This window comes from Streptomyces sp. NPDC048002, assembly GCF_040653275.1.
GTDB lineage: Bacteria > Actinomycetota > Actinomycetes > Streptomycetales > Streptomycetaceae > Streptomyces.
Map to the genome: position 1 here is coordinate 1 of NZ_JBEZNL010000078.1, position 12,098 is coordinate 12,098.

The following is a 12,098-nucleotide window of genomic DNA, read 5'->3' on the forward strand; positions in this document are numbered from 1 at the left end:
GCCGCCGAACACGCCGACCACACCACCCCAGCGCTCCCCAACACCCCAAACACTACGGACGATTGATCGCCTACACCATCACAAGGGACGTGACCGCGACTGGCGGAGGGCTCCGTGAGTCGGCTTACGGAGCCATGGGTAATGCAGTGGCGGCCTATCCCCGCGGGCGCGGGGATAGGCCGCCACTTCAACGAGTCGTCCGGCCTTCTCGCGTGAAGGCCTCATGGAGGCTGGTCTACAAAGACTCTCCCGTCTGTGGGCGCGTGACGCGCTGTCGTGTCAGCACCGTGGGCCGCCGGTGGTGTGGTCCAGGTGCGCCAGGAAGTCCTCAATCTCACGCACGAGAGCTTGTGTTGCTTCAGACAGGTCGACTCCGGCTTCCCCCAATGCCCAGTCGACCCTGTCTGCAGCAACGCGAGTACCGGCTGACCGGCACACAAAGCCACTCACGAATGATCTGAAAGACTCCTCAGTTTGCTCTTTCCCGTGTCCGCAGCATGCCGATAGGTTTTCTTCCCTCTCGGCATCAAGGATATGAAGATAGTCCCGCGCGTCCTCGTCGCCCTTGAGCGCTGCTTTTTCCCACCAGCTTCGCGCCACATCATCCCTGTCTAGGAACTCAAGGATTTCTGCTACGCGTCGTGTTTCCTGTGGTGTCGCGGAATCATCGATTTCCTTTTTCAGGAGAGTGCGTAGTTCACGGACCGCACCGATTCGATGGTTTCCGTCCACAATTTCCAGGCAGGGGGCGGGGGCCGGGGGCCAGCCCGAAGGCTGGCCCCCCTCCGCCTGGACAGAGTCCTCACCGATCCGGGAACCCTTGGAAAACGCCTGCTCAGAGCCTTCGAGCAGGAGCCACAGGGCGAGGAGCCGGATGGTTCCCCGCTCCTCGGGCTGGTGCGTCCAAGCGGACAGGTATGTCATGCGGTGGCCTCCTCGCTGTGTTCGTTGATGGACTTCTTCAGGTTGTTGGCGGCGGCTTTGATGTAGCGCTTCACCGACTCCTCCTTTATCTGGAGGCGCTGTGCAACCACGGCAGGGCTGAGGTCCTGCAGAACACACAGGGTGATGACCTCGCGCTGCCGTTCAGGAAGGCTGGCGACGAGTTCGTCGATTCCTTCCTTAATCATTTCGTAGGCGGCCTCGGGGATGCCGATGCCTGATTCCGTTTCGGGCAGTTCATGAACCGGTACCGCGACCATCCGCTTGTTCCGACGAAACTGGTCGATGACCGCCCGTTTCACCGCGGTGCGGCCGTAGGCGGTGAGCGACCCCTCTTGCGCAGAGATCGTCGCCCACCGCCGGTACATGTTCAGGTAGACGTCCTGCACAGCGTCTTCTGCGCTGTGCAGGTCGCCCGCCTCGACCCGGGCCAGTCGGGAGAACGCCTCAATGGTCTCGAGGACGAAGGACTCGAAGTCCGCTCCCGGAGCGGCCTCGCTCACGCAGCCTCCCGCGTGGCGATGGCCCGATGGCCTGCCGGGTCAGCTGCGTCCTTGCGGAACAGCCAAGCCGGCCGCCCCTCCTCGAAGCGGGCCACGGCGCCGCCGTCGGGCAGGGACTGCGCCATCGCGACCATGGTGGCGCGCTGCTCGCGCTCCGTCCGGGTCTCGATGTACGCCTTCACAAGCATCTCCACGACGCCCTTGGCGCGGCGCATCGCGAAGAACAGCAGGAGCAGCAGGGGAACCCCGCCCGCTCCTGCCCAGTACGACCAAGTCATCGACCAGGCCTCCCAGTAGAAACGAACTCGTTGATGAAGGCCCAAGGGCCTTCACTCCCTTACACGCCGCCGGAGGCCAGATCCGGATGCCGATGGCCAAGATCTTTTCCCAACTCCCCCTGTCTCCCGGCCTGTCGCATCGTCTTCGCAGGTCACATGGGTAGCAGGAGGTGACAGGAAAAACGGTCTGAAGGTGGCCCCGTCGAGTGGAAGTGACGGCGCCGGGAGGACGGGGCGCCTGGGCATCCGCTGCAAATGCACCCGCCGGGACGGCGGACACGAGACCGTGGTGAAGTGACCCATCACCCCGGCCTGCTGCGCACAGTTCCCTTTCAGGGGGAGACGACCTCGTCGCTGATCTGCCGCATCGCGGGCCGTTACGGGATGGAAGCGAAGATGTTGCGGTCGTGCTGGCAGTGGCGCAACTACCCGCCGGGGCACGACGGCGGGGGCACACAGGCCGACGCCGAGGTGCTGCTGAACACGCCCGGACGGCAGCTACTGGCAGGCCTGTGCGGCGTCGAGGAAGACGTGCTGGCGCGGGCGTTGCCGTCCTGGGGACAGCAGGACGCCAAGCTGTCGGCCGGAAAGAACGGCGTGCCGGCGGCCGCGTGGCGGACCGGGGGCGCGGTCGCCGGGCCGGTCGCCTTCGGCTGCCGTCTGTGCGCGGCCCGGCGCACGGGGACGGCCGTGCGGGTAGCGCGGTACGCGCCGCGATGGGAGCGGGTGTGTGTCCGGCACGGGCGGTGGCTCCTGGACGCGGACGCCCACCAGCCCCTGGAACATCTGGACGTGCGGAGTGTGCCGGAAGTGGCCGCAGCGCAGCGGCATTGGACCGGAGTCGCGCGGCGGGCAACACGGGCCGGAGTCGAGCCGGAGAGGGTGTTCGCTCTGGCGCACGCGGTGGTGGCCCGGTGGTGGGAGCAGGCCCTGCACTGGGAGCGCGAGGCGGTCTGGCCTCAGCGGCTGCACCAGGTCGCGGGCGGCAACGCCGGGACAGAGCTGGAGCGGTGGCGGATCGTGGGCCGGGACGCGGTCGTCCTCCCCGAGGTGGTGGCCGTCGCCGACGCGCTCCTGGACCCGGCGATGGCCGAGCTGGTGTGGAGAGACAGCGGTGCCGGGCGGCCGCGGGCGCTGCCCTCCGACGGGTCGTTCTGCCGCCGACTCGGTGAGCGCGTCGGGCGGGGGTGGCTGGGGCCGCTGGCGGCGACCGACTACGGCGGTCCGCTGACCTCGTGGATGGGCGCCGTCATCCGCATCCGTCGTGGCGCCGGCGGCCCGCCCGGCTACGACAACGATCCGTGGTGGCTGCGCCAGGAACATCAGCCCGCGACCATGGCTGGACAGTTGCGCGTCCTGTCCAAGGAACGCAGCGCGCCCGGCTCGGGTACCACGTGGCGCTCTGCGGTGCCGGCCGGGCAGCGGGCGCTGATCAGCAGCCTGGTCAACGACGCCGAAGAGCAGCTGACCCAGCTGCGTGGTGCCCAGTACGGCAAGACCGCCGACGCAGCGCAGCAGTTGCTGGGCAACCTCGGCCATGCCGCCACGCTGATCGAGCAGGCCGTACGGGAGAGCGCAGCAGCAGCCCTCGCGGCCGGGATGGCACTGGAGGATCTGGCGCGCTGGGCCCGTCTGCCGGCCGATGTCCTGGCCGAGGCACTCGCGGACCACCGCAACGAGCAGCCGGGAAAGGAGCGGTGAGCAAGTGTCAGGAGGCAGGCAGGGTCTGCAGGGACCGCGATCCGCAGGGCACTACCGCATGGCCCGGCACTCGTGATCAAAATCCGTGAAGCCGCCCGCCGCACCAGCAGGACGGGCTTGACTGGGGCTCGTGGGCAGCAAGGACGCAGCGGCCGCAGCAGGTGGCCGCTCACAGCGCATGCAGACGGATACCGGATCCGAGTGGGAGGCGGTCTTCGTCGACCCCCTCGGGCAGGTGGTGCAGCAGCGGTGGGCGGACGCGGTCCTCGCGGTGGCCTTCGAGGAGCTGGAGCCGGTGTCGGCGTTCCCGGTGCTACCGGGGCGGCGTTGGGGGCCCGGTCAGTGGTGGTCGGCCACGACCGGCCGGCATGTGGCGTGCGGGTCGGCCGCGATGCGGGCTCAGCTGACAGTACTGGACCGCGACCCCGAGGTGGTCGGCCTGGCCGGGCGGCCGGTGCGTCTGCTGTGGCGGGACGCGCGCGGCCAGGTCCGCTCGTGGGTGCCTCAGCTCTTCGCCCGCCACCGCGACGGCACCGCCCTGCTGGCCGACTGCCCCAGCCACCCGGAGGCCCGCGGCGAGCGGGCGCAGCGGGCCGCGACGGTCCTTGAGGCGGCGTGCGCGCAGGCCGGCTGGAGCTACCGGCGCCTTGAGCCGCTGGAGAAGACGCTTTCGGCGAACCTGAAATGGCTGGCCGGGTACCGCCACCCCCGCAACGCCGGCCGTCCCCCTCTCGCGGCCGCCGTACGCGAGGTGTTCGCCCAGCCTCGGCCGCTGGTCGAGGGCGTCGAAGCGGTGGGCGACCCGATCGAAGTCCTGCCCGCCGTCTTCCACGCCCTGTGGCACGGACACCTCACCGCGCCCCTGGACGTACCGCTTAACGAGCGGGTCCTCGTCAGCATCGGCGCCGGCGGTGCGAACGGCCGCGGTGGCGCGGGCAGCGGAGACGGTCGGTGAGCGTGCGGCGTGGCGGGCGGCCGGTGCTGCGGGTGGGAGCGCACGTCCGCTTCCGTGACCGCACCTGGCAGGTCATCGCAGTGGCGGGGCAGCAGGTCCACCTCGCCGGTGAAACAGGCGAAGACGAGACGGTCGTGGCCGGACACCTGTTCGCCGACCCGTCCTTCGCCATCGTGGGCACCGAGATGCCCCAGGCCGTGACGCAGTGGGGTCTGTTCGAAACCGCGCCCGCGGACGCGCGGCGCAAGGCGCTGGCCTGGCAGCGGCACATCCGTGAGGTGGAGACCGGCCTGCCCGGCGGGACGGACAGCGCCGGGGCGCCCCGGGCCGAGTACGATCCCGACCGGTTCACGCTCGCGCAGCGCGAGGAGGCCAAGGCCGCGGAGCTGACCGCGATCGGCTTCGGCCCTGTCTCCCGGACCACGGTGCAGCGTATGCGCCTGGCCTACCGCAAGCAGGGACTGTGGGGGCTGGTCGACCACCGCACCACCCGTCGGCCCGTGCCTACCGGGCGCACCGACGAACGCGTCATCGCCGCCATCGAGGAAGCGCTGCGCCGCCAGCGCGGCCGCTCCAAGGGCACCGTCAAGGGCCTGCTGCCCCTGGTCACCCAGATCCTTACCGACCGCCACGGCCGCGGCACAGTGCCCGCCCCCTCCCAGGCCACCTTCTACCGGCTCGTCCACCAGCTCGCCGACCCTGCCGAACACCCCCACCGCCCCGCCCGTACTCTCCCCTCCCCCACCGGCGGACGGGCGTTCACCCCGACCGTGGCGCTGCGGCCAGGCGAGCAGGTACAGGTCGACACCACACGACTGGACGTCCTGGCCGTCTTCGACGACGGCACCACCGGCCGGCCCGAACTCACGATCGCCGTCGACGTCGCCACCCGCGCCATCCTCGCCGCCGTCCTGCGGCCCGCCGGCACCAAGGCCGTCGACGCGGCCCTGCTGCTCGCCGAGATGGCCGTCCCGCACCCGGCCCGACCCTCCTGGCCCGACGCCCTGGGCCTCGCCCACACCCAGCTTCCCCAGCTACAGCGGCTGATGGACCTGGACAAACGGCTCGAGGGCGCGGCTGCCCGGCCTGTGGTGGTGCCCGAGACAATCGTCGTGGACCGGGGCAAGGTCTACCTGTCCACGGCGTTCAGCGCCGCCTGCGAAACCCTGGGCATCAGCGTCCAGCCCACCCCGCCCCACGCCCCCGCCGCCAAAGGCATCGTCGAACGCACCTTCGGCACCATCAACGCCCTGCTGTGCCAGCACCTGCCCGGCTACACCGGCTCCGACGTCACCCGCCGCGGACCGGACGCCGAAACCGAGGCATGCTTCAGCGTCGCCCAACTGCAGGACCTGCTGGACGAATGGCTGATCCACTACCACCACCGCCCCCACGAAGGCCTGCGCCACCCCACCCTCCCCAAAAAGGCCCTCACCCCGAACCAGATGTGGGCCGCTCTCATCGCCGTGGCCGGCCACGTGCCCCTCCCCTTGAGCGGCAACGACTACCTCGAACTACTGCCGGTGCGCTGGCAGGCCATCACCGAACGGGGCATCCGCGTCGACCACCGCACCTACGACCACGATGTCCTCGCCCCCTACCGCGGCCAGCCCTCCCCCGTCACCGCGCGCGGCGGCAAATGGGAAGTCCACACCAACCCCCACGACGCCCGCCAGGTCTGGATCCGCCTGCCCGACGGACACCTGACAGAGATCCCGTGGATCCACCGCGACCACATCCACCAGCCGTTCAACAGCGCCACCTGGCAGCACATCAAAACCATCACCACCCACCACAGCGACCGCGACACCCACGAAGCCGACCTCACGGACGCCCTCGACCAGCTCATGCGCCGCGCCCACACCGGCACCGCCACCCCCGGCGAACAGCGCCTGATCACCCGCACCGCACCACTGAAAACACCCCCGCCCGCAGCTGGCACCCACCCTCCCCACGATCCGGACCCACAGGCCGACGACTGGGACGATGACAGCATCGACGACCTCGACGACCTGCCCGACGAACCCGAACAGGCCGACAACGAAGACGAACTCGGACCCGGCGACACCAGCGACGTGCCCGTCCCGTACACCGGACTCGGCCTCTACGACCCCGCCCAGGAAGCCCTCAACTGGTGACCAGCCCTGCACGCAACCACCACGCCCCCGCCGACACCGAGGCACCGCTGCCCGGCACGCAGACAGTCGAGCCAGAGTGGCCGATCACCACCTGGCAGGGCTGGCAGCACTTCGCCACCACCCCACCCCTCACCCCGCCCCAGCCCGGCGACACCCCACGCAGCACGGAAGTACGCCTCGCCTACCACTCCGCGTTCGTTACCGTCCGCACCCCCGCCATCAACACCCTCGCCACCCAGGTCCGCACCCTCATGCTCCTCGGCCGCCACCAGCAGACCACCGCCCGCCCCTCACTGATCGTCACCGGCCCCGCCGCAGCCGGTAAAACCACCGCGCTCCTCGAAGTCGGGCGCACCTGCCACCTCGCCCACACCCGCAAACACCCCGCCCCGCCCGGACGTGCCCACCAGCAGACACCGGTCGCGTACCTGCTGGTGCCACCCGGCGCCACCGCGAAAACGTTGGCCACCGAATTCGCCCGCTATCTCAGCATCCCCGTCACCACCCGCATGACCCAGACCCAGATCACCGAGGCCGTCTGCCACACCTACACCGCCGCCGGCGTCCGCCTGGTCCTCATCGACGAGATCCACCGCCTCAACCCGCGCACCACCACCGGCGCCGAAGCCGCCGACCTGCTCAAAGACCTCACCGAACGCATCAGAGCAACCTTCGTCTACACCGGCATCGACGTCGCCTCAACCACGCTGTTCGCCGGAGTACGCGGCGCCCAACTCGCCGGCCGCGCCAGCCTCATCACCTGCGGCCCCCTCCCTGCCCGCCAGGGAAACACCCGCCCCTTCACCGACCTCGTCACCGACATGGAGAACGCCCTCGACCTGCCCCAGCACAAAACCGGGACACTCCCCCGCCACGCCTCCTACCTCCACCAGCGCACCGCCGGCTGCATCGGATCCCTCGCCCGCCTCATCCGCCAAGCCGCCATCACCGCCATCTGCCACGGCACCGAACGCATCACCAAGAAAACACTCGAAGCCATCCCCCTCGACCACCTCGCCGAAGAAGCAAACCGTCCCCGCACCCACCCAAGCGCCAGAACGGGAAGACCCCGCACGTGACAAACAACCCTGACGGGCCTGCTGACAAGGAGTCCGCCGCCCTCTACGTGAGGGCCTGGGACGTCCTGGTTCCCGCCCGCGCCGGCTATCTGGCAGGCGTCTCACCCCACTACGACGAGGTCCTCCACGAGGTCGCGCAGCGAACCGAGCACACGGGCAGCCTCGGTAAGACGGACATCGGAGCCCTCGTCGTCTGGAAACGGCTCTCCGCACAAACCCGCTGGGTGACAGAACTGATGTCCCTGCCCGACACCCAGGTCCGAGCCGTCACCGAACGGGCCGTCACCGCCGTCCGCGACCACACGGTCCCGCGCAGCGAGGCCGCCCGCACGGGGCGCGGCATCATCTGGGAACTGCCCGGCTTCCGCACCGGCGACGCCCTCGCCTCAGCCATCCTCACCGCAGCAGCACCGCACCGGATGGCCGTCTACGACCGCCGCGTCCAACACGCCCTCGACACCCTCGGCCTCACCCTCACCCCCACACCGGGACGCTACGGCCGCTACATGCAACTCCTCGGCGACCTCATCGAGCACGGCGCAGCACCCGCCGCCGGCTGGACCGCACGCGACCTCGACACCGCCCTGTACTGGACCGGCAGACCCACCCCGGCGCCAAGCCCCTGACCAGCACAAACGCGTTAGCCGTTTAGATTCCGGACGCCCTCGGCACGGCAGGGGCCGCTCTGCCGACCGCCCTGCTGATGGGTTGGTTCAGGACAGGCCGGGCTGGTCAGCGGTGTCCGTGAGCAGGGGTGCGAATTGGTAATGCCCGCGATAGGTGGCTCGGTTGATGATGTCGCGGGCTAGTTCCTGGTGTTCGGGAGAGGCAAGTCCGGCCAGCAAAACGGTACGGATGTCGCTCTCCCTGATCCGTGGGGCGTAGTCGTACATGTCCAGCGTGGTGACCCATCGGTGCATCAGTTCCAGGGCTGGTCCCAGGTGGTCGGTGACTGCATCGGCCAGGAAAGAATAGATGCGCCGGTCACGGCCGAGGCTTCCAGTCATCTCAAGGGCAACGCTCAGCTGTTCCAAGCGCCAGGGGACCGGGAAGGCGCCATTGCGGACCAGCGGCCCGATCAAGGCGTGGATCTCCTCGGGTTGCGGTGCAGGTTCATCTGCGTCGTCGCCCCGAGCGGCCAGGCGCCAGGTCCACCACTGCATGATGCGGTCGCGGGTGTCCGGTTGCAGATCACGGTGGTGAACGACTTCGCTTAGGACCGAGGCGAGCTCAACTCCAGCCACGGGTGAGGAGTACAGGTAGTCAGCCATGGTGCTCTCGTCGTCCAGTCCGAGCAGACCTGCCAGATAGATGGCCATGAGGTGATCACCCAGCCGCCGGTGCAAGTCCCGGTGATCCGGACCGTCCACTGCGGGTGTGCGTGCCGCAGTGCGGTAAGCATCCATGAGGAGGCTCACGACGGACTCAGTGAGCGACGACATGCTGCTCAGGTAGGCCGTCCAACTGGCGCGGCCCAGTGCGGTGTCGGGGTTGAACAGGACATCGATTCGGCGTCGCGTCCACGCCGGGTCGAGAGCGTCGAGTCGGGTGATCAAGGATCCGGCGGTCCGGCCGACGGGGCTGGCGCCTGGGGCAGCGGGTGTGCCTGCCGCGTCCAGCAGCAGAGTGTCCAAGGCGGTGAACAGCACCTGGAAGGCAGCGCCGTGTTCGCGGCGCCACAGTGCCCACGCGACGGCGGCACGCAAGGCTGTTTCCAAACTCTCGTCCCAAACAGACTGCTGGTCGTCGCCGAGGTCGTCTTGTGATGGCCTGGCGGCGCTCCAGACCGACTCGAGTACGTCCCACAGTGCGTCGCCGAGCAGGGCGGGGATCTGCTGGGTGCTCTGCAGCGCCAGTCCCGCCAGCACAAACCGGGCGACGGCCAGGTGGAGAGTGCCGGTGTCGGAGGTATGAGGGCGGCCGGTAGCCGACTGTACGAGCGGGAGGATGGTCGCCCAGCTGAGTTGCTGGCCAGCCTGAACAGCCGTGCGGAATCCGTCGAGGACGGCGGCGAGGTGATCATCGGCCAACTCGGCGAACTGCGGAGCGTCCTCCTGGTAATTGAGGGCCTGGCTGGTCACGGCGGCCTGCAGCTGGCTACAGAAGGCTTCGGCGTTCGTGCCGAACCGGGTGGGCGTGGGCTGGAACTGCCGGGCGTGGCTGATCAAGTCGGTGGCGCTCATCGCGGCCAGGTTCTCCGGCGAGCCCTGCTCTTCGGATTCCGACCAGGCCAGGGGCTGGGGAATCGTGTCCAACGACGGTGCCGGACCGAGACTCTCGCACAACTCTCGGTAGCGCCGCAGCTGCTGCTCGGGCAGGACATCGGCCAGTGCGACATAGCGGTCCCGCTGCCAGACGCCCGCCCACTGCTCGACGTACCGCTCCGGCGGCTCGGCGCCACCGGAAGTGCTACGGAACCGTTCCACGAACCGTTCGATGTCCGGCCCCATGTCGATGACGGCCAACACCCGTTCAAGCACGGGAGGCGTCAGCGAGCTGGCGTGGGCTCGGGCCAGGAGTGACCACTCACGGTGTGACCGGGAAGCGGCGATCTGATCGGAGTCCGTCAGGACGCTCTCCACCGCGTCGGGGGCGTTGGCACCGTGACGCTTGAGAATATGCAGGCGGAGCCTGCGGAAGACCAGCCACGGCTGGGACTCCAGGATGGAAAGGACCCGGCGGATGTCTGTGGCCGCCAGGTGGTCTGCCGTGTCGCGGACCGCCTCCGTGAGCAGTGCGCGGTCATCGGAGCGCATTCCCCCGTGGCCCGGGTCCAGCACCGGGTACCACACGGCAGACAAATCTTCTCCGCCGGCGCGTTCCGGGTCCATTCCAGTGGCCAGAATTGCGCTGGCGAGACTGCCGGCCAGCACCTCCAACCAGGCCGTCCCTAGGTGACGGGCCAAGTCGACGTGATGCGTACGGAGGATCTCCTGGAGATCGTCGTCGTCGATCCGGCCACCGTGCTGAGCGGCCTGCAGAAGTGCGGTCATCACCGTCAGAGCCTGCTCGGTGTGGCCGCCCTGGGCGCAGTGGGCTGCGAGTTGGGCGTAGCGGTCCGGGGCGATCAAGTAGGGGCCACGGATCGCTTCCACCGCCCGTGGCACCAGACGCGCCGCGTCCGCGGGGGACAGCAGGAGTGCCACTTCCGCAAGATCGAGGTTGACCCGCGGGTTATCCGTCGAGGGGATCTGCTCGGCGATTACTGCCACGTCTGCCGGGGCAACGCTGGTCATCCGCACCAGATACGTTGAGGCCGGCCAGGCGGGAAAGACCACCGTGCGCGCTTCGTCGTCGGTTTCCGATGCCGGTGGCGTACTGAAGAATCCGTGCTCGCGCAGGTGCGGCAGCCACCGGGGAGCGTTCAGCAGTCCAAAGAAGCGTTCCTGGGTCAAGTAGTCCTGGGGGAAGGCATTCAGGAGCAGCTTCACATGGGCCTTGCCCGGCTCGCGGACGGCAGCCAGGGTCTCCAGACGCTGCAGCACAGTGACATAGCGGGTCTCGAAGCGGTCGAGCACCACATCGAGCATGTCCTCCAGTGCGGCCAGGCGCACACGGACCGCTGCATCCATCGGCGTCTGTTCCATACGGACCCGGTGCGCGTAACCGTGCAGTTTCGTCGCCTCTGCCAGCCAGACGACGCCCGCGGGGCTGTCGGTCGGGATGCCCAGCCAGTCCAACACACCCTTCACTTCGAACAGGTGCCGTTGGTCCCTGGTCGGATCGTTCCGGATGGCATCGGGCAGGAGGACCTCGCGCAGGGCGCTCTCCAGCTCCCGGAACAGGTGCGAGACCAGCATCCCTGTCGAACGCAGCGGCAGATCCTCATCCAGCAGGGTGCAGATATCGGCGTACCAGCCCGCGGGCCCGGGGCCGAACCGGCGCAAACGCCTCAGAATCCGCTGCCGCCTATCAAGGTCGGCCGGGCCGGGACGTTGCCCGGACAACCGCTCCAGAGGAACCTCACGGCCCTGCGCCTGCGACACCGGTGCCACCCCCTATCGGCCGACCCAGATCAGCGCCCCGACCGGAGAGCTGATCGTCCCAAGAACACGCCGGACTACACCCTGATCGTTCCACAGCCGCCCCCGCCCTCGCGGCCTCGATGACCGACCTACTCCCCGCCTCCGCCAGCGACCGGCCATCCCAACCACACAGCAAGCCCCTGACCAGCACGAACATGCATCGGTCCTTTAGGTACCGGAGGCCATCCCCAACACCACACCACCGTTATCAATAGACCCCCAACAACCGCAGATCAGAAGCCTCGTCACCACCGCCGAAGGGACCCCAGAAGCGCCCTTCCCTCTTCTCAAAAAATCATCAACACCACAGCTCACACCCCACCCACCGCATCAACTACCAACCCCGCAATCACAGTTCCAGGAGGAGTGGGGCGCCAAGTATCCGGCGATCGTGCGGCTTTGGGAAGTCGGCTTCATACTGCCTGTCCTGTCTCGTAGTTGGTGTTCGCTCGTCGCTTGAGGTGGGAGGAGGTTGCC

At 68.7% G+C, this 12,098-nt stretch carries 9 protein-coding genes; 5 read left to right on the forward strand and 4 right to left on the reverse strand.

All coding sequences use genetic code 11. The annotated features are described in order from the left end of the window. Positions 1–279: 279 nt before the first annotated feature. Genes AB0E07_RS39575 through AB0E07_RS39585 form a run of 3 tightly spaced genes read right to left on the reverse strand, consistent with a single transcriptional unit; the run spans position 280 to position 1,723 of the window. Positions 280–924 carry a hypothetical protein gene (locus tag AB0E07_RS39575; protein WP_362263274.1) on the reverse strand — a complete coding sequence of 215 codons (645 nt, stop codon included), beginning with the start codon at positions 922–924 and terminating at the stop codon, positions 280–282. Then, on the reverse strand, positions 921–1,445 hold the full coding sequence (locus AB0E07_RS39580) for a sigma-70 family RNA polymerase sigma factor (RefSeq protein ID WP_145768049.1): 525 nt from the start codon (positions 1,443–1,445) through the stop codon (positions 921–923). Before AB0E07_RS39580 ends, AB0E07_RS39575 begins: the two co-directional genes overlap by 4 nt. Continuing rightward, a complete protein-coding gene (locus AB0E07_RS39585) occupies positions 1,442–1,723 on the reverse strand; it encodes a hypothetical protein (protein WP_362263277.1) in 282 nt (93 codons plus the stop codon). The genes AB0E07_RS39580 and AB0E07_RS39585 overlap by 4 nt, the downstream gene beginning before the upstream one ends. 294 nt (positions 1,724–2,017) lie before the next feature. Here AB0E07_RS39585 and AB0E07_RS39590 point away from each other — a divergent pair, with 294 nt between their 5' ends. The 5 genes from AB0E07_RS39590 to AB0E07_RS39610 all read left to right on the forward strand — a co-directional run bounded on the left by AB0E07_RS39590 (position 2,018) and on the right by AB0E07_RS39610 (position 8,222). Further along, positions 2,018–3,424 (forward strand): DNA-binding protein, encoded by a 1,407-nt coding sequence (locus AB0E07_RS39590; RefSeq protein ID WP_362263280.1) that lies wholly within the window; start codon positions 2,018–2,020, stop codon positions 3,422–3,424. Between the two features lie 178 nt (positions 3,425–3,602). Beyond that, complete coding sequence (locus tag AB0E07_RS39595) at positions 3,603–4,379, forward strand: TnsA-like heteromeric transposase endonuclease subunit (protein WP_362263283.1); 777 nt, start codon at positions 3,603–3,605, stop codon at positions 4,377–4,379. Further along, complete coding sequence (locus AB0E07_RS39600; RefSeq protein ID WP_362263285.1) at positions 4,376–6,517, forward strand: Mu transposase C-terminal domain-containing protein; 2,142 nt, start codon at positions 4,376–4,378, stop codon at positions 6,515–6,517. The genes AB0E07_RS39595 and AB0E07_RS39600 overlap by 4 nt, the downstream gene beginning before the upstream one ends. Before the next feature lie 83 nt (positions 6,518–6,600). After that, a complete protein-coding gene (locus AB0E07_RS39605) occupies positions 6,601–7,596 on the forward strand; it encodes a TniB family NTP-binding protein (RefSeq protein ID WP_362263293.1) in 996 nt (331 codons plus the stop codon). After that, positions 7,593–8,222 carry a hypothetical protein gene (locus AB0E07_RS39610; RefSeq protein ID WP_362263288.1) on the forward strand — a complete coding sequence of 210 codons (630 nt, stop codon included), beginning with the start codon at positions 7,593–7,595 and terminating at the stop codon, positions 8,220–8,222. Before AB0E07_RS39605 ends, AB0E07_RS39610 begins: the two co-directional genes overlap by 4 nt. A gap of 87 nt (positions 8,223–8,309) precedes the next feature. Here the strand turns inward: AB0E07_RS39610 and AB0E07_RS39615 are convergent, their stop codons facing one another. Beyond that, positions 8,310–11,582: a hypothetical protein gene (locus AB0E07_RS39615; RefSeq protein WP_362263291.1), complete on the reverse strand. Its 3,273-nt coding sequence runs from the start codon at positions 11,580–11,582 to the stop codon at positions 8,310–8,312. Between the last annotated feature and the right edge of the window lie 516 nt (positions 11,583–12,098).

Bases quoted from the DNA above. Each gene is read 5' to 3' on its own strand.
- AB0E07_RS39595 (WP_362263283.1), top strand. From the start codon at position 3,603: ATGCAGACGGATACCGGATCCGAGTGGGAGGCGGTCTTCGTCGACCCC.
- AB0E07_RS39585 (WP_362263277.1), bottom strand. From the start codon at position 1,723: ATGACTTGGTCGTACTGGGCAGGAGCGGGCGGGGTTCCCCTGCTGCTC.
- AB0E07_RS39575 (WP_362263274.1), bottom strand. From the start codon at position 924: ATGACATACCTGTCCGCTTGGACGCACCAGCCCGAGGAGCGGGGAACC.